The organism is Streptomyces aurantiacus JA 4570, from assembly GCF_000414115.1.
Taxonomy (GTDB): Bacteria; Actinomycetota; Actinomycetes; order Streptomycetales; family Streptomycetaceae; genus Streptomyces; species Streptomyces aurantiacus_A.
Genome location: NZ_AOPZ01000066.1, coordinates 1 through 25,472 on the forward strand (window position 1 = coordinate 1; position 25,472 = coordinate 25,472).

22 protein-coding genes and 1 pseudogene are annotated in these 25,472 nt (G+C 65.3%); 5 read left to right on the forward strand and 18 right to left on the reverse strand.

The genetic code is table 11. The features are described from left to right. Both STRAU_RS40020 and STRAU_RS08300 read left to right on the forward strand, forming a co-directional pair. Window positions 1-378: oligopeptide/dipeptide ABC transporter ATP-binding protein (locus STRAU_RS40020; protein WP_078621062.1), on the forward strand; the 378-nt coding region annotated here is incomplete at its 5' end. Further along, window positions 359-973 carry an FMN-binding negative transcriptional regulator gene (locus STRAU_RS08300; protein WP_037658187.1) on the forward strand — a complete coding sequence of 205 codons (615 nt, stop codon included), beginning with the start codon at window positions 359-361 and terminating at the stop codon, window positions 971-973. The genes STRAU_RS40020 and STRAU_RS08300, both read left to right, overlap by 20 nt. Here STRAU_RS08300 and STRAU_RS08305 read toward each other — a convergent pair. The 5 genes and pseudogenes from STRAU_RS08305 to STRAU_RS42895 form a co-directional block, all read right to left on the reverse strand. Next, on the reverse strand, window positions 901-2,178 hold the full coding sequence (locus STRAU_RS08305; protein WP_016639820.1) for an MFS transporter: 1,278 nt from the start codon (window positions 2,176-2,178) through the stop codon (window positions 901-903). The genes STRAU_RS08300 and STRAU_RS08305 overlap by 73 nt on opposite strands. 130 nt (window positions 2,179-2,308) lie before the next feature. Further along, window positions 2,309-3,784 carry a DNA-3-methyladenine glycosylase 2 family protein gene (locus STRAU_RS08310; RefSeq protein WP_016639822.1) on the reverse strand — a complete coding sequence of 492 codons (1,476 nt, stop codon included), beginning with the start codon at window positions 3,782-3,784 and terminating at the stop codon, window positions 2,309-2,311. Window positions 3,785-3,939: 155 nt separating this feature from the next. Next, window positions 3,940-4,674 carry a S1 family peptidase gene (locus tag STRAU_RS08315; RefSeq protein WP_016639823.1) on the reverse strand — a complete coding sequence of 245 codons (735 nt, stop codon included), beginning with the start codon at window positions 4,672-4,674 and terminating at the stop codon, window positions 3,940-3,942. 129 nt (window positions 4,675-4,803) lie between these two features. Continuing rightward, on the reverse strand, window positions 4,804-5,253 hold the full coding sequence (locus STRAU_RS38895) for a trypsin-like serine protease (RefSeq protein ID WP_016639824.1): 450 nt from the start codon (window positions 5,251-5,253) through the stop codon (window positions 4,804-4,806). A 20-nt stretch (window positions 5,254-5,273) separates the two neighbouring features. Further along, window positions 5,274-5,588 (reverse strand): annotated as a pseudogene (locus STRAU_RS42895) (trypsin-like serine protease); the annotation flags it as partial. Between the two features lie 780 nt (window positions 5,589-6,368). Between STRAU_RS42895 and STRAU_RS08325 the strand changes: the two are divergent. Both STRAU_RS08325 and STRAU_RS42310 read left to right on the forward strand, forming a co-directional pair. After that, window positions 6,369-7,484 (forward strand): cytochrome P450, encoded by a 1,116-nt coding sequence (locus tag STRAU_RS08325; protein ID WP_052029000.1) that lies wholly within the window; start codon window positions 6,369-6,371, stop codon window positions 7,482-7,484. Window positions 7,485-7,511: 27 nt separating this feature from the next. Next, window positions 7,512-9,257, forward strand: coding sequence for an NHL repeat-containing protein (locus STRAU_RS42310; protein WP_016639826.1), 1,746 nt, complete (start codon window positions 7,512-7,514; stop codon window positions 9,255-9,257). Between the two features lie 105 nt (window positions 9,258-9,362). On the opposite strand, the gene STRAU_RS08335 is transcribed toward STRAU_RS42310, so the two are convergent. The 13 genes from STRAU_RS08335 to STRAU_RS08390 all read right to left on the reverse strand — a co-directional run bounded on the left by STRAU_RS08335 (window position 9,363) and on the right by STRAU_RS08390 (window position 23,385). After that, window positions 9,363-10,505: a nucleotidyltransferase family protein gene (locus STRAU_RS08335; protein WP_016639827.1), complete on the reverse strand. Its 1,143-nt coding sequence runs from the start codon at window positions 10,503-10,505 to the stop codon at window positions 9,363-9,365. A gap of 114 nt (window positions 10,506-10,619) precedes the next feature. Continuing rightward, window positions 10,620-12,407 (reverse strand): ABC transporter ATP-binding protein, encoded by a 1,788-nt coding sequence (locus STRAU_RS08340; protein WP_016639828.1) that lies wholly within the window; start codon window positions 12,405-12,407, stop codon window positions 10,620-10,622. Beyond that, window positions 12,404-14,308 (reverse strand): ABC transporter ATP-binding protein, encoded by a 1,905-nt coding sequence (locus STRAU_RS08345; RefSeq protein ID WP_078621041.1) that lies wholly within the window; start codon window positions 14,306-14,308, stop codon window positions 12,404-12,406. Before STRAU_RS08345 ends, STRAU_RS08340 begins: the two co-directional genes overlap by 4 nt. Window positions 14,309-14,478: 170 nt before the next feature. After that, window positions 14,479-15,093 (reverse strand): phosphotransferase-like protein, encoded by a 615-nt coding sequence (locus STRAU_RS08350; protein WP_037658192.1) that lies wholly within the window; start codon window positions 15,091-15,093, stop codon window positions 14,479-14,481. Window positions 15,094-15,102: 9 nt separating this feature from the next. Then, the gene (locus STRAU_RS08355; RefSeq protein ID WP_037658194.1) at window positions 15,103-15,783 is read right to left on the reverse strand and encodes a hypothetical protein; all 681 of its coding nucleotides are present in this window, start codon (window positions 15,781-15,783) and stop codon (window positions 15,103-15,105) included. A gap of 27 nt (window positions 15,784-15,810) precedes the next feature. Continuing rightward, a complete protein-coding gene (locus STRAU_RS40030) occupies window positions 15,811-16,818 on the reverse strand; it encodes a phosphotransferase (protein WP_158692034.1) in 1,008 nt (335 codons plus the stop codon). 53 nt (window positions 16,819-16,871) lie between these two features. Further along, entirely contained in the window at window positions 16,872-17,723 is an 852-nt protein-coding gene (locus tag STRAU_RS40035; RefSeq protein WP_259299860.1) for an LLM class flavin-dependent oxidoreductase, read from the reverse strand. A gap of 64 nt (window positions 17,724-17,787) precedes the next feature. Next, a complete protein-coding gene (locus STRAU_RS38900) occupies window positions 17,788-19,005 on the reverse strand; it encodes an ATP-grasp domain-containing protein (protein WP_052029002.1) in 1,218 nt (405 codons plus the stop codon). 65 nt (window positions 19,006-19,070) lie between these two features. After that, window positions 19,071-19,763 (reverse strand): TylF/MycF family methyltransferase, encoded by a 693-nt coding sequence (locus tag STRAU_RS08370; protein WP_259299858.1) that lies wholly within the window; start codon window positions 19,761-19,763, stop codon window positions 19,071-19,073. Window positions 19,764-19,840: 77 nt separating this feature from the next. Further along, the gene (locus STRAU_RS08375; RefSeq protein WP_078621049.1) at window positions 19,841-21,022 is read right to left on the reverse strand and encodes a serine hydrolase domain-containing protein; all 1,182 of its coding nucleotides are present in this window, start codon (window positions 21,020-21,022) and stop codon (window positions 19,841-19,843) included. Between the two features lie 2 nt (window positions 21,023-21,024). Further along, window positions 21,025-21,918, reverse strand: a complete 894-nt coding sequence (locus STRAU_RS08380; RefSeq protein ID WP_037658200.1) for an aKG-HExxH-type peptide beta-hydroxylase — start codon at window positions 21,916-21,918, stop codon at window positions 21,025-21,027. Next, entirely contained in the window at window positions 21,915-23,033 is a 1,119-nt protein-coding gene (locus STRAU_RS08385; protein ID WP_158692036.1) for a radical SAM protein, read from the reverse strand. The genes STRAU_RS08380 and STRAU_RS08385 overlap by 4 nt, the downstream gene beginning before the upstream one ends. A 163-nt stretch (window positions 23,034-23,196) precedes the next feature. Then, the gene (locus tag STRAU_RS08390; RefSeq protein ID WP_016639833.1) at window positions 23,197-23,385 is read right to left on the reverse strand and encodes a hypothetical protein; all 189 of its coding nucleotides are present in this window, start codon (window positions 23,383-23,385) and stop codon (window positions 23,197-23,199) included. A gap of 822 nt (window positions 23,386-24,207) precedes the next feature. Here STRAU_RS08390 and STRAU_RS08395 point away from each other — a divergent pair. Next, window positions 24,208-25,458 (forward strand): type III PLP-dependent enzyme domain-containing protein, encoded by a 1,251-nt coding sequence (locus tag STRAU_RS08395; protein ID WP_016639835.1) that lies wholly within the window; start codon window positions 24,208-24,210, stop codon window positions 25,456-25,458. Window positions 25,459-25,472: the final 14 nt, after the last annotated feature.

Genomic DNA, 25,472 nt, shown 5'->3' on the forward strand with positions numbered 1-25,472 from the left:
ATCCGGCACGTGTCCGACCGCATCGCGGTGATGTACCTCGGCAAGATCGTCGAGCTGGCCGACCGGGACTCGCTCTACAAGGCGCCGATGCACCCGTACACCAAGGCACTGATGTCGGCCGTCCCGCTCCCGGACCCCCGGCGCAAGAACGCCAGGAGCGAGCGCATCCTCCTCGACGGCGACGTGCCCTCGCCGATCTCTCCGCCGGGCGGCTGCCGTTTCCACACCCGGTGCTGGAAAGCCACGGAGCTCTGCGGAACGACCGAGCCGCCGCTGCGGGAGTTGACGCTCGGCCGGCGGGTGGCCTGCCACCACCCGGAGAACTTCGAGGACCGGGCCGCGGGTATCGTCTGGTCGCATGCTGATACGTCCTCATGACCGTGGCAGCCGCAAGGAGTCACTGGAATTCGTGCGCGGTCACGGATTCGGGCAGCTCATCGCTGTCGGGCGCGACCGGGAATTTCCCGTCGTGGTACCCACGCAATTCATCCTGGACGACAGCGAGACGGTACTGCTGCACCTGGCCTCGGTAAATCCGGTCTTCGCCGCAGTGCGTGAGAATCCCGCTGTTCTGCTGAGCGTCGTCGGCGACTGGTCATACATTCCCGGCGCCTGGAAGGCGATCGGCGGCGAGGATCCCGCACACGGAATTCCGACGGTGTACTACGCCGCTGTGCAACTGCGATGCACGGCCCAGGCGCTGGAGGCCCCGGAGGAGAAGCTCGATGTGCTGCGGAAGCAGCTCCAGCGGCTGGAGCCGGAGAGCGGGATCGCCGATCCGTCAGTGCACCACCATCGCCTGCGGGAGATCCGCGCACTGCGTCTGACCATCCGTGACGTCACCGGCAAGTTCAAGTTCGGCGGCAACGTGGACGAGGCGCACCGCTCCGCGGTGGCCACTCACTTGTCGGCGCGCGACGAACCACGGGACACGGCCGCACGGGAGCACCTGCTGCGCAGGTCGGCGGGCTGATCGGCCGCGCGATCCGAAGACAGCAGCAGATACAGCCCGGGTAGTCCCGCCAGGGCGGTCATGAACACTACGGACACGCCGAGCCCGCCGTGCACCAGCAAGGGGGCCGCGACCGCTGCTCCCAGCGGAGAGGTGCCCTGCATCAGGGTGCGCAGCGCGGCGAAGGACCGGCCGTGCAGCTCGGGCGGGATGCGGCGCATCCGCAGGGACTGTGCCCATACGGTCATCGGGGCGCTCAGAAAGCCCACCGCGAAGAACCCGGCCCCGACGACCACGGGTTGGGGAGCCCCGAGCACGGCCAGGACGGCAAGGGCCGCTCCCGTCTGGAACAGCCCGATCCGCCGCACCGACGCCCTCCCCGCCCGGCCGCTGCCCGCCAGTGCGGCTCCGCCCAGCTCCCCGGCGGCCACCGCCGCCATCAGCACCCCGAGCCAGGGAGCGCCGCCCGGCAGTTCGTTCTTCGCCAGCCACGGCCCGACGACCAGCAGCAGCATGCCCTCGGCGATGTTGAACAGCATGAAGGCGGCCGTGGTGGCCACGATCGCCCGGTCCCGGGCCACCGCCTTGAGCGACCACCGCCCGGTCGGTGTCTCCGCGCCGGCGACCCGGCGCAGCGGCGGCAGCGGGCGCCGTACGGTCGCGACCGCGCCCGCGAAGACCAGATAGGTGACGGCATCGATGAGCAGCACGGCGGGCGCGCCGATCACGCCTACGAGGACACCTGCCGAGGCCGGGCCCACGACGGTGGCCAGGCTGAAGCTGAAGGACTCCAGGGCGTTCGCCGCGTCCAGGTCCGGCTCATCGACGAGTTGGGGGATCGCGGCGGGAAAGGCCGCCAGTGGCACCATCTTGAGCAGGCCGTAGACAGCGGCCACCATGAACGGCAACGCAGTCGGTACGTCCCCGACCGCGGCTGCCACGGGCACGGCGGTCACACAGGCGGCCCGGAACAGGCTGTCGCAGATCAGCAGAGTCCGCTTGTCCAAGCGGTCGAGAAGCGGCCCGACAGCCATGCCTCCCAGAACGACAGGGGCGGTGAAGCACACTCCCAGCAAGCCGAGCCGACCGACGCCGCCTTGGTCGATGACCAGCCACGACAGGGCCAGAAACGTCATCCCGTCCCCGAGCAGCGACACTGTCGCGCCCAGCCACAGTCGGCCGAAGCCGCCCCCGCCCGACCTCAGAACCCGCGCGTACGTCGTCATCGGGCGTGGTGTCCCTTCCCGGCGGTGGCGGCCGGTGCGGTCTTGGCGTGCATGGCGTGCATGGCGTGCATGAGGAGCGTTCCTCTCACAGGGGGTTGGCTGCCCAGGCCGCGCGGATGGCCGGGAGTGGTCAGCGGAGGGCGGACGTGGTGAGGTGCATGACGGCGTACGAGCGCCAGGGCCGCCATCGGCGGGCACGTTCCTCCAGGCCCGGGGGAACCTCCGGGCCGTCGCCGTCCCTCGGCAGGGCCGCCCCGCCGAGGGACGGGTCGCAGGGGCAGAAGGCATCCGGGTCGCCCAGCGCGTGCATCCCGATGCGTTGCGCCGTCCACGGGCTGACGCCGGGCAGGGTCAGCAGTCTGGCTCTGGCCCCGGCCCGGTCGGCGTCCCGTTCCAGCGAGAGGTCCCCGTCGGCGACCGCGCGGGCCAGCGCCCGGATCGCCGCGGCCGCCTCCTTGCCGAGGCCGGGCACGTCGAGGGCGCCTTCCGCCACCACGGGCGCCGACGGAAACAGCAGGGCCGGCCCTCCCTCTGGGGCGCCGAAGGTCTCGCCGTGCAGCTCGGCCAGCCGTCCGCACAGCTTCCGCGCGTCCTCCGGCGGAGCGTATTGCTCGGCGACCATGCGGACCGCCAGCTCGAATCCATCGACGCAGCCCGGGATCCGCAGGCCCGGCGTGGCCTCGACCAGCGGCCCGATCCAGGGGTCCGCGCCCAGTGCGTCCGCGACGGCTGCCGGGTCGGCGTCCAGGTCGAGGAGGTCACGGCAGCGTCGCACCGCCGCCGTGACGTCGCGCAGGTCCTCCAGCCACAGGCGCAGCGTCACTTGATGCCGGTGCGCCTGCTGGCTCGCCGGGCGCACACGGAGGTCCAGCTCGGCGGAGCCGGCGCCCCGGGGAAGTCGCAGCGTACGGCGGTAGCGCGTCTGCTCCACCTGCTCGATTCCGGCGATGGCCCGGGCTCGCAGCCACTCCAGCAGCGCGGCGGCGGCCAGCGGCGGCCGGTAGCGCAACCGCAGCACCAGCGGCCCGGAACGGTGGCCCGACCGCGGCCCGACCGCCGTGCGCAGTTCCCTCGGGGCGCAGCCGAACGCGGCCCGCATCCCCTCGTTGAACTGGCGGACGCTGGAGTACCCGGCGGCGAACGCCACGTCCACCAGGGGCAGCGCGCTGGACTCGATGAGCAGGCGGGCGACCTGATTCCGGCGGTTCACGGCCAGGGCGAGCGGCCCCGCGCCCAGCTCCGCGAACAGTTGCCGGTGCAGGTGCCGCTCGCTCACGGCGAGTTGTCGCGCCACGCCCGCGACACCGACCTCGTCGACGGCGCCGCTCGCGATCAGCCGCAGCGCACGCGCGACCAGATCCCCACGGACGTTCCACTCGCGTGAGGACGGCGCGACCTCGGGGCGGCAGCGGCGGCATGCCCGGAAACCGGCTGTCTCAGCCGCCGCGGCGACGCGGAAGAAGCGGACGTTCTCCGGCTTCGGAGTACGCGAGCCGCACACGGGACGGCAGTAGACGCCGGTCGTCGTCACAGCGACGTAGAAGTCCCCGTCGAACCGCGCGTCGCGGCTGGCCATCGCCCGGTAGCAGGTGTCGAAGTCGAGCACCCGCGAATTCTCACGCGCGCCGGCTCGCGCCGTCTGGCGGTGATCGGACCTGGTGATGCGGCACCGAGGCCGACCCGGCGGAGCCGACGAGGCCCCACAGCGCCCGGGAACAGGAGTCGGTTGGTGCCCTGCCGCCGCTGCGTGCCGTGTCGGCGCTATCGACGAATGACCGAGCGAATCCAGGAGAGTTGCTGGGATACTTCCCCGGCCTCGGCGCTCTTCTCCCGGTCGGAGCCGTTGAAGACGCCGATGAGGGTTTCGGTGCCACGCGGGCCGACGGTCATCACCGGGCCTCCGGAGTCGCCCCCGGCGGGAATCCCGGACACCTTCTTCATGCAGAAGTCGGGGCCACCCGGTGCGGTGTGTCCCGCGCACAGGGGGTCGTTGGGCCGTACGACCTTCAGGTCCGACTGCTTGAGGACGGGAGACTGGCAGGCGCTCTCGTCCGTGGTGCAGGTGGCGCCCCACCCGTACTGCCGTACGGCCTGGCCGCGGTGGACGCCGACCGTGGCCAGGCGCGCCGTGCGGACATTCATCGGCGGGACCTTGACGAGCATCATGTCGGCGTGCGCGCTGCCCACGCGCTTGCGGGGTATGGGGCGGACCGTGGTGCCCTTGCGCATGTCGAGATTGCCCACCCGGAAGGAGATTCGCCTGTCGGCGACCGGTCGTGCCTGCTCGTAGAAGCAGTGCGAGGCGGTGAGGATCCACTGCCGGGCGACCGCTGTCCCGGTGCACGCCGGTTTGCCGTCAACGAGCATGCGTACCGCCCATGGACCGTAGGTGCTCTTTTTCCCGCCGATGACGGCGGAGGCCGGAGCGGACGACATCACCGAGCCCGCGACCAGCACCAGGCCGGTGAGCAGCAGTACACGAAGACGACGCACCATTCAGAACAACTCCTCTCAGAGGGACACAGCCGTACAGGCAGTGAGAGGTCCTCCTGAGCAAAAGCGTTCCGCGCGAGCCCCGCGACATCAGGCCGGCAGGAGGGCGGGCTCCGGAGGGAAGGCGCCGTTCTACACGCCTGTGATCTGCCTGATCCAGGCACGGCTATGGGTGATGTTGGTGTAGCCGCTCCAGCTTCCGGAGGGCTTGGGGCCGACCGCGCTGACGCCCGCCTGCACCCACCTTCCGGTCTGAGGGCTCCACACCATCAGCGGGCCGCCGGAGTCACCGCCTGCCGTGGTGCCGTTGCCCGCGCCGAAGCACAGTACGGCGGGGTTGGCAGGAGTGCACTGGGTGCCGATCATGGCGCCCCTGGCGTACTTGAGCCGGGTGGGCAGCGGGCCGCCCCAGTCGGTCCTCTCCGAGCCCCAGCCGTACACCTCGGCCACCTGGTTCCGGGCGATGTCGCCCGCGCTCGCCAGCGGGGAGTAGGTGGTGCGGACGTCCCGGTCCAGCCGCACCAGTGCGATGTCGTTGTTGGGCCAGCTGTAAGAGGGGTGCTGGATGACGTTGACGTCCATGCGCTCGTACCGCCCTGCGTGCGGTCGAGGGAGCCGATCCGGACGTACGGCCTGTCGCCCGGGTTGACGCAGTGGGCGGCGGTGAGCACCCAGCGCGGAGCGATGATGGTGGAGGTGCACCTGTGATTCGCGCCCCCGATCGAGGCGATGGAGGGTTTCGGCACGCTGACGAACTGGCCGCCGACGATGCGCGCGTCGACGGTGCCGGGGCCGCTGTCCTGGCCGACGCTGCCGGCGTGGGCGGCAGTTGCCGGCACGATGAGCGCACTCGCAGCCAGTACCGTGAGTGCCGCGCCGAGCAGGGACTGTCGGCGTATGACGGGTCTCGCTCTCATAACTGCCCTTCCTTTCGGTGTGGTTGACGGCCAAGTTCGTGATGGTGGGGCGCGCGAATGCCGCGCTCAGCGCTGAGTCGAGGCATCGCCTGGCGTGTTCGCGGTCCGGTCGCACCCGTGGACGGGAGTTGCCGGTGCAGGTATTCCGGCCGGGCCGATCGCCGGGGCGCCAAGCGTGGTTGGCGGTGACAAGGACGCGGAGACGCCGATGAGTTGCTGCGCGCCGTTGAGGTCTCCGGCGCCGGGGCCCTCACCGCGCAGGGCGTCGTCCGCGATGAGCCTTCGCACGTGACGCCGCTGTGCGGCTGGGGCAGCCGGCAGCGGTCACCCATTCGCGGATGTCATGCACTCGACATCATGTCGATCGGGCCCACGAAGCCGCACGGACAGCTGTCGCTCTGCCACGCATAGGACACGAGCCACTTGTCAGAAATGACAAAACAATCACAGCAATCGAGACATTGCGGACTTGAATCGAAGCTGGAGCGACGGTGCCGTCAGCCTCCGCATTCGCCTGATCATCTTTGACGCCGCATACTGCCGTTCCAAGTGGATCGACTGTTAGGCTGACCATCCCGCCAAGGCGAGACAGAGCACTTGACAACGGCCGGAACAGCCTGTCCGAGATTGGATCCGCACTCGGCTATGGGTACTGATTCTCTTGAGCTTGACCCAGCAGATAAGGCGCTAGCAGTACTGCTGTCGACGGAGAGCGGACGTCAGGATCCGTACCCGTCATATTCCACACTTCGAGCCAAGCCAGGCATACACCGCAGCGCGATGGGGTCGCTGGTGGCAACGCGTTACCACGAGTGCGAGGCCATCCTCAAGGACCGTCGATTCGGGCACGCCCCTTCCGACAGTCGCGCCGACTTCACCAGCGACGAGCAGTACGAGACCTTCAGGCGGCGCTTTCCCCGGATCGCCGAGCGCGCTCCGGTGATGCTGAACCTCAATCCCCCGGAACACTCGCGCCTCCGCGGACTGGTCTCCAAAGCCTTCACACCCAGGGTCGTAGAGAACCTCCGGCCACGCATAGCCAGCATTGTGGACCAGCTGCTCGCTGATATTCCTGAGCAATTTGACGTGGTGTCCGACCTCGGCGTGCAGCTGCCCGCGCTGGTCATCAGCGAGCTACTGGGGTTGCCACGCGACGGACATGATTACGTCATTCCACACGTGCGAAGGATCATCCAGGCGTTCGACACCCCCCTGCCACGCTCTCAGAACCTCGACGAGGTCTACAAGGCGACCGAACTGGTCGAGGAGTACTTCGAATCAGTCATCCGCAGCAAGCGGGCCAGCCCTACAGAGGATCTGATCAGCAACCTGGTAGCGGTCCGCGATACGCAAGGGCGACTGTCCGAAGCGGAACTCATCTCGACGCTCTTGCTCTTGTTCGTGGCCGGCTACGAGTCCAGCACCAACTTGATATCCAACGGTTTTTACGCACTGCTGACCCACCCGGACTCGATTCCACCACTGCAACGCAACCAAGACACCATTGCACTCGCCGTCCAGGAGATGCTCCGTTGGGAAGCTCCCGTACAGCTCGTCGGCCGAATAGCGCTCGAGGACGCGGAGATTTCCGGCGAAATCATCCGGCGGGGTGAACAGGTTCTGCTCTTCCTGGGCGCTGCGAACAGGGATCCTGCTCGATTCAGGGATCCGGACCTCTTCCTGATCACACGCGACGAGGGGGCGCCACTCAGTTTCTCAACGGGAATCCACTACTGCTTGGGTGCTCCCCTCGCTCACCTAGAAGCACAGATACTCTTCGAAGCACTGCTTCCTCGCTGGTCCACCTTCGAGCCCGAGCCCACGCCGGTCCGCTTCCGGAGCAATCTGGTCCTGCGCGGCGTTGCTTCGCTGGGGATGAGCATTCGGACGGCTTAGCTCCCTCAGAAAAAGAAGGGGCCTGTCATGGACGACGGTCATCACACCAGCCAACGCGTCTTTGCGGGACAACCAATCGTAGGGTGGGTCGCTGACGATTCCCTGCCCTGGCTGGGGAGGCTCGTTGAACAACCGGATACGCGCCGGATGTTCGCCATCGATGTCGGCAAGCAGTGCGTCATCCCCCTGGGGCCTGGCTCGAGCCGGCAAGTGGAAGGGCCTCCCGGGTCCTACATTTTCGATGCCGTCTGGCACCAAACACACGGCCTGTTCTTCGCATTCGGGCAATCGAACGGCCGCGGCCCGTGGAAGCTGGCGCACGTTCGCGAGGACGGCTCTGTTCACGACGCAGGGGTACCGGCCAAGAACGCAGTCATGTCTCTGTGTCATGCGGACGACGAGGACGGATTAATCCTTGGCGTTGCTTCCGTCGAGGAAGCCGGTGGTCGTCAAGTCGGAGGCGGCATAGCCTCGTTCTCCCTCACCACCAGAGCCTTCACCTGGTTGTACCAGCCACCGCCCGGTGAGCATTTCGTCCCGTCCGGTATCTGCTCGGACTCAGGAGCCATCCTCTTCGTCCACACGAGCAAGCATGCCCTGATGCGACTCACCCCGCAGGGCCAACTCGAATGCGTAGCCGGACGGTTCGGACGACCTGATGGAGACTTGCGCAGCCTGAACAGCCCGACAGCGGTTTCTGCCCACGACGGCCAATATCTACTGACAGACAGAGGAAATCGCCGGCTCCTGCATATGGACCGGGAAGGCAACGTGCTCAGCAGTTTCGGAGGCACGACGGACCACATGAGTCTCGTCGACCCCCGGCATGCCCTCATCTGCCAGGGGGGCATCTACGTCGCCGATTTGGGAGCTCGTGCCGTGCTGGAGCTGGACACGGACCTCCGGACCACCCGAAGGCGCTGGGGCGGCCCCGAAGCCACCGGTCTGATGCTTTCCAGACCTCGATCGATCGATCGCGCTCCGACCGGGGAACTGATCATTGCCGATACGAACAACAACCGGGTCATCGGCGTAGATCAACACGGTGGCCTGTGCTGGCAATTTCACAAGGTGAAGGGCGTTGACGGGCAGAGCGAAGACCTCAGGTGGCCACGGAGTGCTCGAATCTCAGGCAGCGGTCGCCTGGTCGTCTCCGACAGCTTGAATTCCCGCGTTCTCGTGGTGGACAAAACCGGCTCGGTCGAGAGCGAGTTCACTCGCGTAATAGCGGAAGACGCCTCATTTGCCGTGTCTGATCCGCACGACGGTCGGTGGATAGGCGAGGGTGAACTACTCGTAGTAGACAGTGACTCCGCCTGGGTGGCCCGCGTGGATTGCGATGGAGTTGCGACCTGGATTGTCACTGATCTGCGCGATCCGCATCAGGCAGATATTCATGGTCGGTGGGTCGTCATCGTGGACCCTGAACTGGACACAGTGCTGCTGGTGGATGCCGTCACAGGCGCAGAGATTTGGAGAAGGAACGAATTCTTCGACTCGTCAGGCACCAGCTACCGCCTGTTCAAGCCTCGCGTCGTCCGTGCGACGCCTGACTGCGTACTGGTCGTCGACGCGGACTGTCAGGTGATCGCCCTGCAGAAGGACTGGCTGGTGCGATGGGCCTGGGACGGTGGCGCTGCCCGGCGCAACAGGCGTGCCGGGGGTTTCGACGTTCCCGACGCCCCCCGCGATTTGGTGACCGACGCCTCGGATCGCCTTCTTCTCAGTGACTACAGACGCAACTGTGTGCTTGAACTGAAGACCCAGTGTTGACCTGGAGATCGCCAGGTGTTGACCTGGAGACCGTCAGCGGGAGTGTGCTTGTGACGGGGGCGCGATTGGGCCGGGGCGCCCCCATCCACGTCGAGGGACTGTGCCTCATCCCTTTTCGTCAATGGACGTGAGCTTCAGCTGCGCAGGGTTTCGCAGCCGCTCCCGCATGTCACCCGACCATCGCAGCCGACGACCACCGCTCCCTTGGGCACTCGCTAGCCAGTCCCCGCCCGCGAAGTCAGCCAGGCTCAACTCGTTCACCACGTCGGTACCGAACACCGCGTCCGTGTGTCCACCCACCCATGCCACAGGTTCGGACAGGCCGAATCCGATCATGTCCGTTCGGACTCGCTGCCGGTCCTCGGCCGAGGTACGCCGCCATGCCCGCGCAATGTCAGCCAGCTGCGCCAGCGTGATGTCCCCGTCCTGAAAGACACGCTCGATCCACGCCTCGCGGAAGAGGTGCAGGAACAAGAACAACAACGAGTGGGACGGTGACAGGGCGGACAGACTGACCCCGCCCACCACTTCCACTGGGCGGATCTCCTCCATGACGGCGTCCATGGGCACCTGCCAGTCGCTGTTGTGCCATGTCAGGCTGTTGGCCACGTCCACGCAGATCGCCGGTACACAGGCGTCATCGGTCAGGCGGTGGAAGTGCGGCAAGTGGTCGGGGCTCATCCGATAGATGAGCTGCTTTGCCCGGGACAGATCGCGCAGCTTCTTGTTCACCGGGTCGAAGGTGGAGCGGGGCCGGTAGTCCAGCGAGATCAGGGCCTTCTCAGTCCCCTCCCGGTCGCCCGGATCGATCATCATGTCGACGTCGTTGTACGTGCGGACGAACGTGCTGTCGTACAGGGTGGACTGGAGAATGACTCCCTTCGTCCACGCAAACCGGATGCCGGCTTGCTCCATCCTGGCGGCTATCCGCGCCGCTTCACCCGTGAACACTCGCGCCCGGTGCTCGCTGAGGAAGCGATAGTTCAGCACGGGGTTCCGCAGCCAGCCCGGCATGGCTCGATACAGGCCGTGACGGTAGAGATAGTCCGCGAGGGCTGCCATCAACCCGTGCCGCATGGCGTGCTCGACCAGGCGGCCGTGGTCGAAGCCCGGGCCGCGCACCAGGTCAGCACGCTCGTCCGGCTCCTCATCGAGTCCCTGCTGGGAGGCGACAAGCTCAAGCACCGCCCAGACATCGTCGTCGGGGTAGTCGGCGGACGGGGTGGTTGCTTTCCGGTCATGTGTCATCTGTGCACTCCTTTTTCGGGCGTACCCGCCGGTCACAGGGCCCGAGCGTCGGACAGCGGCTCGTCGGCACCCGGGCCGATCCGCAGCCCGTCAGTGGCGCGGGCCAGGGGGGCCTCACTGGTAGGCGACGGCCTGGGTGGCGTACAACGCGGCATACCTGCCCTGTGCTGCCATCAGTTCCTCGTGGGTTCCCTGTTCGGCGACGCGGCCACCGTCCAGGACGATGATGAGGTCTGCGTTGCGTACGGTGGAAAAGCGATGGGAGACGAGCAACGTGATCCTTCCCCGCTCGCCGCGGGCCTGGCGGATGAACACCTCGTACAACTCGTGCTCTGCGATCGGGTCAAGGGCCGCGGTCGGCTCGTCCAGTACCAGTAGCAGAGGATGGCGGCGCATCAGAGCACGTGCCAGTGCCAAGCGTTGCCATTGGCCGTGGGAGAGTTCGTGTCCCTCGTAGAGCAGGCCCAGTTGCGTGTCCAGACCGTCCGGGAGCCCGTCGACGATGGGCATGGCACCGGCCTCGGTGAGAGCCCTTGTCACGGCTGCCTCGTCGTCGAGCGCGCTCAGCAGGCCGATACCGACGGTGTGACGGACCGGAAGCTGGAATTTCACGAAATCCTGGAAAGCGCCGCTGAGCTGTTGCCGCCAGGCGTCGATGTCCAGTTCGCTCAAAGGGATGCCGTCAACGGTGATGGTGCCGGCAGTAGGTGCGTGCATCCCGCTGAGCAGCTTCACCAGGGTGGTCTTTCCGGCCCCGTTGGCACCGACCAGGGCCACGGTCGTCCCGGCAGGCAACGTCAGGTCGACCCCGGTGAGAACTGGTTCCGCGGCATCGGGGTAGGCGAACTCGACTCCGCGCAGCTCGATTCCGTACTCCAACGCTGCAGGGGCCGCGAGCGTACCGACGGAACGCTCGACCTGCGCATACTCACGGAGCCACAGATAGTGGCCGGTGACGTGCCCGGCATCGGCGATGCGGCTGATGCCGTCAACGGTGAGGTGCACTTGGGAACGCAATCGGGAACCGAGTGTGATGACGAGCATGAGCTCTCCCAGCGACGCTTCGCCGCGGGCCACCATGCGTGCGGTCAGAATCAGCCCGCCTATGTATCCGGCCGCGTAACACAGCCAGCCGAGCAGTTGCCAGCCGATGGCACCGATGCGGGCCTTGAGTACGGCGGTGACGACACGTAGCCGCGCGGTGTCAGCCACGTGGTCCAGGGTCGGGCCCGCCCCGGAAATGTAGATCTCCTTGCCGCTGTCCGGCTCGATGCACATCCGGTGGAGCCGCTCTTCGAGGCGTTGGTCTTCGGCTGTGGCGGTACGGGCCTCCGCGAGGCGGCGCTGAGCGCGATTGGCCGCCCATAGCGGAGGCAGTGCGAGCAGCGCCAGAATGCCCAGCCAAGGGTTGATGCCGACCAGGAGCCACAGCGACAGGCTGCCGCTGATGACTGAGATGACGGTGTCCCCCAGGGCCCAGCAGGAACCTGCCAGCGAGCGGGTGTGCCGACGCAGCAGTGCCAAGCGGTCGAGGTAGGCGGCGCGTTCGAGGTGTCCGAGGGTCGGAATGGCGGACGCCGCAGCAAGGATCTCGCGATTGACACTGAGGTCGATGCGATCGGTCACGTCGAACTGGTAGTTGTCGCGCGTGCGGCCTCCGGCCGCGAGAGCCATGTGGGCGATGACGCCAAGAGCCACAGCGACGACCAGTCCCGACACGAAGTGCCCATCGGCGGCGTGCACCTTGTCGACGATCCACCGCTGGCTCAGTCCGGTGGCTGCGATCGCCACTGCTTGCGGTACGGCGAGGGCAGCGATGACGACCACCGCGGCACGGTCCGTACGCCAGGCGATGCCGAACATGTGCCGGGCCGTGTGCAGGGTGCTGAAGGGGGCACTCATCGTCCGGCCTCCACGCTCTGCGCCGTCACGTCTGTCTGGCCGTCTTTGCCGGTGAAGCGCGCTGCCTGGAGACGGAACAGCCGAGCGTAGCCCCGATCGCTGACCATGAGCTCGTCGTGGCTGCCTTGTTCCACGATTCGGCCGTCTTCCAGCAGCACGATCCGGTCAGCATTGCGTACGGTGGACAGCCGGTGTGAGATCAGCAGCACTGTGGCGCCGGAGACCTCGGCGATGATCTGTCCGTAGAACCTGGCCTCGGCCTCGACGTCCAGGTGGGCCGTCGGCTCGTCCAGGATCAGTACGTCGCGACCGTGCTCCACGGCGAAGATGGCGCGGGCGATGGCGATCCGCTGCCATTGCCCGCCTGACAGGTCGGTGCCGCCCGTACGCCCGGATGTCAGGACGGTTTCGTAGCCGTGCGGCAGTTGCTCGACGAAAGAAGCGGCACCGGCGCGTCGGGCCGCCGCGCGGACCCCCTCCAAGTCGTCGCGGTACTCAGGGGCGGCGAGCGCGATGTTGTCTGCGGCTGAGAGCGGGTACTGGTTGAAGTCCTGGAAAACCGTGGCGACACGACGGCGCCAGACGGCCAGATCAGAGCCTTCCACCGGGCTCCCGTCGACCAGCAGGCGTCCGCCAGTAGGTAAGTGCAGTCCGGCGATCACCTTGATCAGGGTGGTCTTGCCGACGCCGTTCTCCCCCACCAGGGCCAGCACCTCACCCGGGCTGACGATGAGATCCAGACCGCTGACGACCGCTTCCTTCGCCCGCGGGTAACGGAACACCAATCCCTCAGCCCGTATTTCGGCCGGTACGGCATCGTTCGCCTCGGCCTTACCGTTCCCCTCGACAGCGGTGGCAGCCGCGCTGTGCCCATGTGCGGCAGTCAGCCGGTCCAGCGCCCTTACCGCACCGAGCCCGTACTCGATGTCAAAGGCCTCCTGGCCCATGGGACCGATGGCGAACACGCCCCATGCGGCGACCAGCACGGGCATCACGTCAACGGCCGGAAGAGTGCCGTGTACTGCGGCCAGGGCAGGCAGCAGCAGCGCGGAGCAAGCGCCGATCCCTGCCAGTGCGGCGATCCACCACTGCCGACGCAGCACTCCGCGGCGCGCGGACCAGATCACCTCCACCCAGGAGAGGAACTCGCGAGTGCGACGGCGTACCACCCACTCGTGCAGGCCGAAGAGCCGAACCTCTTTTCCGGCCGACCCGGCCGATGCCACTTCGGTCCAGTACTCCGCACGGCGTCGCAAGCCTTCACGTTCGTCCCTGACCGCCGCCAGATAGATCCACCAGCGACGCAACAGCGCACGCATGGTCAGACTCGTGGTCAGCAGAACCAGTGCCAGGGCCCAGGAGAACATCCAGGCGACCACGGCGGCAGCGCCGAATGCAGCAGCCATGCGGAATACCAGTCGCAGTTGACCGACCGCCGCCATGCCGGGCGAGCGTGGAACGCCCCCGCTGTCCTCCGAGACACGCGCCGCGTCATCCGCGAACTGCGAGTCCTCCAGGTGTGCCATCTCCTGGGGGGCCAGAGCGAGATGGCGCACGAACCGTCGTGCCCTGGCGTCCACCCGCCCGGCAATGTACTGCTCCATGGCGCCGGCCAGAGCAGTGAGCACCTCGTCGGCGACCAACAGCACACACATGAGGACCAGCGGCCACACGGTCGCCGCGGCGGACTGTCGACCCGACACTGAATCGGTGAGTTCGGTCCCCAACCAGCCGATCGCCAGCGCGGTGGCGGCGGGAACGACCGCTCTTCCGCAGTGCACCAGGACCAGGAAGGAACCTGCACGGCTGTCCTGGACAGACAGCCGCAGGAGACCCAATCGTTCGGAAGTGACATTGCGAAGTTGATCAATCCGAAGTGAAGGCACACTGGATTTGATCATTCGTTTTATTGCCCCGTCAATACCAGAGGAACTTCGAAGATCTCCCCGTGTAAGCCTCGCACCCCATGAGCTATCGGCGCCGACGCATCCTGTTTCGTCGTCGCCGCGCCCTCGGAATTACACCCTGTGTGTTACGCAAGATTACGGGATCGATCCCACCTCAGCGGGCCCTACGGGTGCTCGAAATACATCTGCCCCAGCCAGTTGCATACGAGTTCAGCCACCTCACCGGCCGCCTTGTCGCTCGTGTCCACAATGAGATCGGGCTGGACCGCTTGCTTGGGAAGGATATTGTGGTACAGGGACAAGCCGACCGGATGATCATGCCGTCGCTGGCGGTCCGCCAGTTGTTCATCGGACGCCACAAGCTCGATGATCGCCACCCTCGCCAGACCTCTGCCTTGCAGGTCCCGAAGGCGCTTCTCAAGGTCGTGGTTCACGCTGGGCTCGAAAGCCTGACCGTCGACGACCACGCCGACACCGGAGCCCAGAATGCCAAGAATCGCCGCATTCATCGCGTACAGCATGGCCAAGGCATCCACGCCGTTGTGAATTTGACGCACCTCGGGCATATTGGGGACTTTCTGATACGTGAAACCCCTCTCCGCATGTCGGGCGTTCGGCACGCCTCCCGCCCACTGGTCAGGCACCATGCGGTAAAGCTCGTCGACCCCGAACCGGAGGAGCGGCTCCTCCGAGTAATCCTGGAGAGTCGCCGCGAGAGTCGATTTCCCAGCGGCGGACGGTCCATTGATCACAATGCACAACGGGGTGTGGTCGGTCATCGGTCGCCCCTATGATTCAGTCAACAACTGCGTCAAGAACTTACACGATCGGCCCTCTCGGACCCTCATCGTTCCGTGAATGACCTGCGAGCCCCAGATCAACATGTCTCTGCATTCATGCTGCGCCGTCCAGCGGACACGGCGCTGACTTCGGAAGGATGGCGTGCTCCAGTCTAGCCCACGCCGCGCGACGTGCGGCCCCTCCCAGACGGAACTGTCCCCGCTCGACTCGACGAAGAAATTACCACCGGCCTCAGCATTGCGTACCGACAGCGAGACCGTCCCCAATACGCCCGGCCACGGGTCCCCTATCCGGCCGTGATAGTCGACATGCGGGTTGACGAACTGGTCGACCCCATACTCGACATAGAACCAACCATTATTGCGAACCGCATTCGGATACGCATACTGAATCGACGGGAGATTCCTGGTGAAGATTTCGCCAAGGATGCCCAGGACTTCGGGCGGCAGCTCCGTGCACTCGATGCGCCCGTTGGGCTCGTACACTGCTGCGGCTTCGCTGCTGGTGTGACCTGGGATCTCGTGCACCGAGGCGTCCCTGCGCCCACCGACCACGTACTTGCCCTCGAAAGCCTCGATATGTTTGTCGACGAGGCGTAGCAGCTCGGCAGCCTCGGCTTCTGTACATGACTGCTCGACGCTGTGTATTGCCTGACCCGAACCAAACACGTGTCGCCCCTCTCCGAAACCCGGCTCTTACAGGGAATGTGCCTTTTTGATGGCCCAGGCGTACCGGCACGCCCATGCCGCCAGGTACGCAGCATGCCTCTCGCGTGGCCTGTTGAGCTCCCGCAGCGATTGCCTGACACCAGCAATCTCGACTACTGCGCCGGCCAACGTTCTGATGGCAAGATCAGCTTCGCTCAGCCCCAGCGCTGCGAATCCTGGCGCGAGTTCCAGGAGGTTCTCGTACTCGAGACCCTCGACTCCCTCGTCCATCGCCTCGCGGAGAAGTATCTGCAGCCCCATCCCAGGCAGTCCCCAGTACCCCTCGTCCCAATCCACGATTACGGACCGGCCATCGGGTGTGCGTAAGAGGTTCCCCACATACAGATCAGCGTGAACAGGTGTACATTTCTCATCACCTGACAGCGCTGTCAGTAAGCTCGGTACAGAGCGGAGCGCAGGGATACCGATCTCGGTCATGGCCGCTGCGTCGACCCCGGCCCAATTGAGAATCTTGGGATCGGACCAGTTCACCGGGTCCCAGGATTGCAGTAGTCCTTCGTTCCATGTGGACACTTCGTTACGACAGACGTCGATCAAAGCCTGTGCTGGTTGAGTGCTCTCTCTCAAGGCAGCCGTCTGCAATTCGCAATACAACGTGAAGCACTCTTTGGTGTCACGTGTATGACCGACCCTGCCCCGGACGTACTCGAAGCACGCCAGACCGACTTGTTCATCTATGCGCTCGATTTCAATGAGGCGCGGAACGAACCCGGTCGACAGTGCGGAATGTCGCAATGAAGGGTAGAAGTTTTCCAGCCGTCGCGCCGAGTCCATAGTCAGGGACTTGTAGAATCTTTCCCGTCCGCGTCCCATGACTTGCCGTCGACTGTTTTCCCCGACCAGCGTCACACCCTTTCTCGCCAGGTGGTCCTTGACTTTTGAACTGACGTCTTGCGAGATACTCCGGGTGACATCCTCAAGTCGCGAACTCTTGATTTCGGGTAGGAGCCTGAAGGCAGGACCTGCGGTCGGCATCAATTCTCCTCCAGCAACGGAATCCAAGTCACTCGGTCGAGCGATCGACGACATCATCGGAGGACACGTTCGGCGAATTTATCAAGCGCCTGTCTGCCCTCGTGGGGCCATGAGCACACCAAGTAGTCCCACCCTGATTCTCGCCATTCCGATGCGTTGCGGCAGACGTCGTCCATGTCCCCCTCGACAGATAAGGTCGAAGCTCGGACAATCTCAGCTGGATTCCTTCCGGCAGCCTCCGCGAGTTCATCGAGCCGACGTGTATACGGCTCCAAGGTCCTGGGCGTGCCGTAGGCATGCCATCCGTCGGCGAACCACGCCGTCAGCGGCAGTGTGCGTCGAGGCCCGGTGCCTCCGATCCAGATCGGTGGTCGCGGACGCTGCACCGGCCCGGGCGTCAAACGTGCTTGCCGCAACGACGCGGTGACACCGTCGTAGGAGACCTCTTCTCCGGAGAACAAGCGGTTGATGATCTCGACAGTGTCGGCGAGCAAGTCGAATCGTTGTGGGGCCGGCGGAAACGGTATCCCCAGTGCCTTGTGCTCGCCCTCGTTCCAAGCAGCGCCCAGGGCCAGGTTCAACCGACCACCCGAGGCATGATCGACTGTCATGGCTTGCGCAGCGAACACCGAAGGGTGCCGATAGGTGACACCGGTCACCAGCAGGCCCAGCCTGATGCTGTGCGTCACCCCGGACAAGGCGGCCAGTGTCGTCATACCCTCGAACGTCTCACCTGCCCCGTCTCCAGGCGACGAGGCAAGGTGATCAAATCCCCAGGCGCAATCGAATCCGAGGTCCTCCGCGAACTTGACGCGGGACACCACCTCGTTCCAAGGCATGTTCTTCTGGGCTATGTCGATTCCGAACCGCATCAGGCAACTTTCTGGACGCTTCAGGCCCTGCATCACGTACGCGGCACCCCTTGGCCTCGAACGCTTCATGTCTGCCCACCGCATGACGGAGCGATGGTCAGGAATCCAGTAGTTGGGCCGTCATCGAGCACTCGACCACTAACGTCATCCCCAAGACCGCCTGCGATGCCTTCCTCACGGCCTCCGCTCCCGTCGCCCCGGATGCTCTGGCAGCTACGACGCGCGACGAGCGCGTCATGTCCGCGGTCACTTCGTCTCCGGGGCTTACCAACATCTCGACGTGCGCTTCGGGTTCCGTCCGTCTCTGCAAGGAGTGGACCCGACCGTGAACCGGGGCGTACCCGAACCACACAGCCTGGGCAGAAGTCGCCCGGGGCACTGTTACCGGCAAGCGGGGGAGCAGAGGGGCGCCGGCCAGTTGGGCGAAGGCGAGCTCATGCATGTCGAAACCCAGCGCGGCCGAGACCAGGTGGGGAATTCCGTGCCCGCCAAGCCGAGTGTGTGTCTCGATGAGGTCGATCCGCCCCGCCGCCCCGAGAACGAGTTCCGTGTGCGTGGGTCCGTAGTGCACCCGCAACGCGCCAAGAACGCTACCGGTGTACTCGGCGACAGCGTTGACGTCCTCGGGTGAGAGCTCCGCGGGAACGCAGTGCCCCACCTCTGCGAACGTCCTTTCGTCCGTGTACTTCTGCGTGATCGCCAGAACTCGGTGTTGCCCGTCTTCGGAGAAACTCTCGACGCTCAACTGGCGGCCCGGTTTCAACTCTTCGACCATGACCCTCTGCGACCCGGCCACAGGGTGAGCCACTTCGAGCGCCTGGTTGAAGGCAGCCGTGCAGTGCCGGAGATCCACAAGCTCGATGACGCCGCGACTGCCAGTCCCCATCGCCGGTTTGACGAGCCACCGACTCTCCGGGTGGGCGTGCGCGAAGCGCTCGATCGAGAGCGGATCTTGGGCCTCCGCGAAAGCCACCGTGCCCAGCGCACCGCCCGACAGCCGCTCACGCATCTCAAGCTTGTCGGCAACTGACCTCACGACATCCACACCATGGTGACCGGGAAGTCCCAGATCCTCGGCGATGATGGCCGCAACAATCTGCTCGCTCTCGCCAAAGGCGACCACGCGGTCCACCGGCAGCAGCGAGTGGATCTCCCGCGCCCTGTCGATCCACACCGCCGGTTCGCTGTCGCGCTCGACGAGGCGGACGCAGAAGAAGTCACCGGGCGGCGTTGCTCCGGTGCTCCCGTGGCACAACACCGAGGTATCCACCGAGCAGCGCGTGCTCGACAACTCGGCCGCCAGCGCGGTGCCCACAACGAGAACGTGTCTACGATCCGTCATCGGGCATCCGCGGTGGGGCCGGGTGGTGAACGAGGCGGTTACACAGCACGGTACACACCGAAAGCCAGGTCATCGAAGCCGATGATGACATCGAGCTCCAGACGTCCCCCGGTAACGTCGTCCCACGCCTTCTTGACGCCCGGCAACTCGGCCCACGCCCGCGCATTCTTGTCGAGGTCGGCATAGTCGTCCATGACGATCGTGCCGCCGGGCACGATACGGGGAAGCACCGCACGCAGCGCGCACGCCATCGATTCATAGAAGTCGGCGTCAATGTATGCGAATGCGATCTCGTCGGGCAGTTGGTCGAGTGTGGCGTCGAACCAACCGGGGTGGATCACGGGCGGCTTCAGATTCAACCGCGCATGGAGGTCCAGCACATCTTCATGGGACGCCCTGACCTCTCCTTCTTTGAGATGGTCCCCATCTATTTCATCCGGCTTCGGCAAGCCGGCGAACGAGTCGAAGACGTGAATCTCACGACTCGATCGGCAGAAGTCCAGAAGCGCCCGCAGCCAAGCCGACATGGCTCCCTTGTAACAGCCGAGCTCGACCACCGCGCCCGTCCCGGTGCGCGCAAGAGTGGCTGTCAACTCGCCATAGACCGAGACCAGACGATCGCGGTCGATCGTGCGCCAGTGCTCACGCAGGAGACCGACGCCCAGCTCACGCAAGGCCGTTGGCAACGGCTCCATCTCCAACGACATGACCGAATCCTTGCTGACCTGCACTCGCACCACGCCAATCTGCCAATGGTCCACTGGGCCCGTCGAGTCAGCGCCCGGCGCGCTCGTGGGGCCGCCTGTCGCTAAGTAGCCGAACGCTCCAACGGAATGCCTCGTGCGTGGTTGATGCACAGGAAGAGCTGCTCGCCCTGCTGGAAGATGTCCAAGTGGCCATCGGAGAAGATGCCTTGGGATTCCCTCCCGAGTCGCCCGAGCACCCGGTCGCCTGTGCTCACGACAAGCGCTCCGCCGGAATCACGTACAAGCGAAAGCCGGACACCGAGAGAGGCGCAGGTGTACGTACCCTGCAGTTCGTCAGTGCCATGGGCCGCCTCCTCTCGTACCTGGCTTCGCCCACCCGCCGCGGCAATCCGTACGCCCAACCGCTCGTCCATGATCTGCGCCGTCGTCAGGGTCGGGTCGTTCGTGAGAGCCACGTGACACCTTCCCTTACCGGAGTCGACGACAACTCCGGCCTGGAACCCCCCGTCCTGACCCGCGGCATAGAACGTGCTATCGCTCAACGGAAGGCCACCGTAGGCCGGCTGCTTCACGTATCCGTCCGTTACTCGCGCGACGAGCGTAGCCAGCTCTTGCGTGTTCGCCCAGAAGTTCGTCGAACCCCTCCCGTCGACGAACGATCCGAACTCGAGCACGTCGCCGTTCCCCACGATTTCGTAACCCCGCGCCCGCGCGGGAACAACTACTTGTGGGCTGTAGACGAAGTTGCCGACGTCAGAGCCCAACCATTCCGTCACCAGCTCCTGGAGACTGTTTCCAGTCTGTCTCTCGACGGCAACACCGAGGAGCAAGTAGTTCGTGTTGCTGTATTGCCGGGAGAAACCGGGAATCAGCTCCTTCTGTCTGACCACAAGCTCAAGGACATCCGACACTCCGTAGACGAAGGTCGACCTCTCACCGAACAACGGGACCAAGGACCTGAAATCCCACAGGCCTGTGGTGTGGGTCAAACAGCTCTCGACACTCACATCGGCCAATGGACTCGGCAGTCCTGGTAGCAGGGCCCCGAGCCGCAGTCGCTCGCGATCGGCAACCTTGCTCCACATACGCGTCACGAAGTATGCCGTGACCAGTTTTCCGATGGACCCGCAGTTCACCCGTGTCTGGGGGGTGAACTCGCACCCGGTCGCGAAATCAGCGACGCCGTCAGAGTACGTGCGGACTGCCCGCTCGGGCGTGTGACTGGAACACGTGTATCCATACGCCGGCTTGACTTCGCTCCAGGGCGAAACAGTGGCACACATGCCTACGCCGTCGCCAGCGTGTAGACATCGGAAAGGTTGCTGCTGAGTTCGTCAGGAAGCATGGACAGCGCCGACGTCACAGACTCCGCACAGCTCCGCAGCCGATCCCGCTCCGCGTCGTGGAACACACGGAGCCAGGACTGGTCCGTTCCTGAGTCGGCCATCACGGTGGCCAGGAAGGCGGTCACCACGGAAAACGCCATAATCGAATGCGTGAAGCCGAAGAGCGGGCGCTTCGAGTCCTTCCATGGGGACCAGTACACGGGGGTCACGGGGTCGAGGCGGATATCGCGTGAAGCCAGCCAGTCATTCAGGTGGGTGTGCGTCGCCTCGTGAATCAAGTCCCGGGCAATGAGCTCGGGCCGGGGCAGGAGATGCAGATGGACGACGTACGGGAGTCCCCCCGTCGCCCAGGTGGCCGTCGGCGCTCCCGGTTCCGCCGTACCCAGCACGGCGACAACACCGACACTGTCACTGAAGCACCGCAGAGTCCCGGTCCGTTCCAGGACCTGCACAGCACGCCCGAGGAGTTCCTGCTCGACGAGGGAGGGACTTTCCACAGTGACGCCTTCGGAGAACATGCATGTGTCCTCGGCCAGCCCTGGGCACCGGACAGCCTCGATGGAGGCCACTGAGGTCAGCGCCTCGGCTCCGATTTTGAGGTTCTGCTGAGCAGCCGTGATGAGGTCCCCCTCATCGCCCCGGTTCTCGGCAATGGAGTCCCTGAGGTGCACGGCCACTTCATTGGCCAGCGCATAGTCGGTGAGTCGCGTGCCACGGATCAGAGGACTGTCGAGGCCCAGGCTCTCGAGGCCACTCATCACGAATCGAGCCCGCCGCTCACGAAATTCCGCAATCTCGTTATCCACCGAAAGAAGGCGGACGATGTCGCTCATCTTTGGCTCCCACTGAGTAGCTGTTCTACGCTGCTCACAATAGTCCGGCGGGCGTCACAGAATTCATTCGACAGACCTGCGTCTCGCATGACCTTGCGCATGAAGAGCTCGCTGCCTCTGCATCCGGCCCATACGGAACAAGACCTGCACTCTTCCAAGAAGGGAGCCCAGTCGGCATCCGCCTGGGCCAGCTGCGCGTCGAGGAGTTCACCGATCCGATCGGTGGTCGTCTCGTTGACAATGAACTCGTGCGCACGGTCGTGCCCCGCGACCCGGCCCCCGGGGTAGAGCGTGAGGACCTGCCCATCCTTGGTCAAGGAATAGTCGGTGTACGTGCCCTCAAGACCGGACAGGTTGCTGGCGATGGACGCCGTGGGCTCCAGCGAGAAACGTCGCCAGGCGCCCGAGGAGATCCACGTGTCCTGGGCGTCCTCAACGAACTCCGCATAGTCCGCTGGGCTGATGGTCCATCCCGGCCGGTCGCCGCGACCGTCCCGGTCACCCGCGTACAGCTGCATGAGCTTTCCACTTGCCGTCGCGCGTGGGCGGACCGACACGTCCTGGTCGTAGCAGGGCAGCAGCTTGACCGAGGCCAGGCCTTCGAAATGCCGGACGGTCTCCATGAACTCCCGGCCGCCCCCGACATGGGCCGAGGTGACGACGCAGATGAGGCCGAATGAATGGCCGGTGCTGCCCAGCAGTCGGATGCCCGCAAGTGTTGCCTCGTCGGTCTGCTTTCCGTCGTAACCGATACGGTATTTCGCCTGACGCCCAACGCCGTCGAAACTGACTCCCCAGGTCAAGTCCGGGCAGTATCGGTCGAACAGCTGTAACCAGCCCTCGTCGAGACGTACAGCGTTCGTCTGGATCGCGACTGACGCTGCGTTCGGGCTGTCCCTCAGCACCTCGAGAACCGTGGCCATCCTGCGCTTTCCCAGCAGGAGCGGTTCACCACCATGCAATATGCAATGCACGTTCCTCGTACCGAGTTGCTTGAGGAAGAGCTGGACCTGGTCGGCGTCCAAGGCACCCGCCTGATCAGGTTTCCGCCGCTCGTAGCAGTACGAGCAATCGATATTGCAAGCCTGTCCGACCATTTTCAGGATCGCGATCACGGAGTCGGTGTCATGACCTATCTCGACAGGCACGGACCCGTCCGCAGACATTCGCATCCCCTCATCGCTCCGCTCTGAGTCCATGCTTTCTCCCTTACACCAGAAGGGAGGCCGACAGATTGGCACGGGGACGACTGCTCTGACCCCGCGCCAATGCGATCTGTCAGTTCTGGGTGCGCCCCTCGTCGGTCAGCAACGCCCAGTCGCGGGTCGAGACGCTAGATGTGAACGCCGTAACCACGCGTTCCTGCCAGATCGGGTCGGATTCGCGCATCGCCGCCATGAAACTGGCGAAGTCGGTGCGCTCCTGAGTGGCTCCGGAATCGCTCTCACTCTCGCTCAATGCTGCCACCTCTCAAATGTCAGTCAGAGCAGAGGCTTGGTGCCTCCCTGTAGGGTGCACAAAGATACTGACCGTTGCACCGTGGTCGCTGTCAAGGCTTTGGCGGGAAACGCTCCGAAGTTTATTTTAGGTCGAGTCCGCAATGTCCGGGTTGCCATGACGGGTCGTAATCTCCGCAGTACGACCGCATCTTTGGGCATGCCCGCACAGGCAAACTGGCGTCACCCGTGCGGTTGCGGCTGGATACGGCTGGCAGCGTCTGCGTGCGGCCGAACCAATAGCGATGGAGCGCATACCGACGGCGCACTGGTAGCCGTTGAAGACTACGCTCAACGCGGTGGCCGGCAAGCCCGGCCACGAGGTGTGCCGAGGCCGGACGGCCAGCCATGTTTATGTGACCGGTGGCCTGAGAATCCATCCCAGTACTGCCCTGCAGTCATAGGGACCTGTGCCCGTTGCAAGCAACTCCATCGTGACACTGTGCAGTTGCGTCACGTGTGAACTCGGACAGGTGCCCTGGACGTCCAATGGCCCGGACCCTATTCTGCCGATCACCATGGCAGGCGATCGATACACGCCAGAGCTGTCGAGCACGCCCAGAACACATCGTCGCCTATCGCTCCCGCCCTCGTCCGTCGCGTGATGGACGAGGCATCGACCGAGTCCCACTTCCGGAAGGCAGGAGATGTCAATCCCGCCGCCGTCATGGACGGCTCGCTCCGGCCGCATCGGCGGCGAATGCTCCAACAGCACTGATTGCCGTACGTCCGTGCAGACCTGCGAGCGACCACACCGCGGCAAGGAAGACGGGGCAACGCTCCGGGAACAGCCGTGACGGACAACGCGTTTCTTCTCGACCTCGCCACCAGATACGGCACGCCGCTCTATGCCTACGACCTGTCCACGGTGCGTAGTACAGCAGCCGCGCTGCGGGGTGATCTTCCGGCCGGCTCCCGCATCCTCTACTCCGTCAAGGCCAACCCTCATCCGGTGCTGGTCGAGACATTACGGACAGAGGGCTGTGAGGCCGAGGTCAGCTCGGTCGGTGAACTGGCCGTCGCCATCGCCGCAGGGCACGCTCCGGAGCGTGTTCTGTACTCGGGCCCCGGGAAGTCCGCCTCCGACCTGCGGACGGCGCTGGCCTCGGGTGTGCGGACATTCTCTGTCGAGTCTGTGACCGACCGCCAACGGCTGGACGCGCTCGCCCACGATGTCGGCGTGCGATGTGACTACTTGGTCCGGCTCAACGGCCCGGCGGGGAGCGTGCACGGCTCTCTGCGGATGTCGGGCAGTGCCAGCGCCTTCGGTGCCGACGTTGCCGACGCAGAGGCGCTGCGCGCCCTCCTCACCGTACGAAGCCGAACTCGGCCGATCGGCTTGCACACCTTCTTCGCCACCAACGTCGGAAGCGAAGACAGCTTGATCGCCGAATTCCAGCAGGCGGTGCGCACCGTATCCGAGGTCTGCCGTGAGACCGCGTTCGTTCCGCACATGATCGACTTGGGTGGCGGCTTCCCTGCGCCCCAGGCCGCGCCGGGCGGGGTCACGAGACATCCTCGGCTGGCGTCAGCCGTCGAGAGCGCCCTTGACACCCATCTCGTCACTTGGCGGACGAGCGGCGTGGAGATCGCGTTCGAGTCCGGACGGTATCTGGTGGGTGCGGCCGGGACACTGATCACCGAGGTGCTGGACGTCAAGCACTCGCGGGGCCGTACCTTCACCGTTCTCGACACGGGCGTCAACGCGCTCGGGGGCATGTCCGGACTGGGCCGGCTGATGGCTCCCCAAGCTCGCCCCTACCGGCTCGACCGGGCTCCTACCAGAAACGTTCCATCAGACGACGATCCGTGTCCGGTGACGCTGGTCGGTCCGCTCTGTACCCCGCTCGATGTGCTCAACCGGTCGGTCGACCTCGGCGAGGTGCGGGTCGGTGATCTGTTGGCCGTACCGAACGTCGGTGCCTACGGCCTGACTGCGAGCTTGGTCGGCTTCCTCAGTCATCCACTGCCCACCGAGATCGTCCACGCCGGTGGAACGGTCGTGTCGGCGCGACGTCTGGCGCTACAGGAGGTGCACCTGTGACATCGCGATCACCA

Excerpts from the sequence above, each read along its gene's own strand:
- STRAU_RS08300 (WP_037658187.1), top strand. The coding sequence starts at position 359 with ATGCTGATACGTCCTCATGACCGTGGCAGCCGCAAGGAGTCACTGGAA.
- STRAU_RS08305 (WP_016639820.1), bottom strand. The coding sequence starts at position 2,178 with ATGACGACGTACGCGCGGGTTCTGAGGTCGGGCGGGGGCGGCTTCGGC.
- STRAU_RS08315 (WP_016639823.1), bottom strand. The coding sequence starts at position 4,674 with ATGGTGCGTCGTCTTCGTGTACTGCTGCTCACCGGCCTGGTGCTGGTC.
- STRAU_RS38895 (WP_016639824.1), bottom strand. The coding sequence starts at position 5,253 with ATGGACGTCAACGTCATCCAGCACCCCTCTTACAGCTGGCCCAACAAC.
- STRAU_RS08325 (WP_052029000.1), top strand. The coding sequence starts at position 6,369 with ATGGGGTCGCTGGTGGCAACGCGTTACCACGAGTGCGAGGCCATCCTC.
- STRAU_RS42310 (WP_016639826.1), top strand. The coding sequence starts at position 7,512 with ATGGACGACGGTCATCACACCAGCCAACGCGTCTTTGCGGGACAACCA.
- STRAU_RS08335 (WP_016639827.1), bottom strand. The coding sequence starts at position 10,505 with ATGACACATGACCGGAAAGCAACCACCCCGTCCGCCGACTACCCCGAC.
- STRAU_RS08340 (WP_016639828.1), bottom strand. The coding sequence starts at position 12,407 with ATGAGTGCCCCCTTCAGCACCCTGCACACGGCCCGGCACATGTTCGGC.
- STRAU_RS08345 (WP_078621041.1), bottom strand. The coding sequence starts at position 14,308 with ATGATCAAATCCAGTGTGCCTTCACTTCGGATTGATCAACTTCGCAAT.
- STRAU_RS08350 (WP_037658192.1), bottom strand. The coding sequence starts at position 15,093 with ATGACCGACCACACCCCGTTGTGCATTGTGATCAATGGACCGTCCGCC.
- STRAU_RS40030 (WP_158692034.1), bottom strand. The coding sequence starts at position 16,818 with ATGCCGACCGCAGGTCCTGCCTTCAGGCTCCTACCCGAAATCAAGAGT.
- STRAU_RS40035 (WP_259299860.1), bottom strand. The coding sequence starts at position 17,723 with ATGCAGGGCCTGAAGCGTCCAGAAAGTTGCCTGATGCGGTTCGGAATC.
- STRAU_RS08375 (WP_078621049.1), bottom strand. The coding sequence starts at position 21,022 with ATGTGTGCCACTGTTTCGCCCTGGAGCGAAGTCAAGCCGGCGTATGGA.
- STRAU_RS08380 (WP_037658200.1), bottom strand. The coding sequence starts at position 21,918 with ATGAGCGACATCGTCCGCCTTCTTTCGGTGGATAACGAGATTGCGGAA.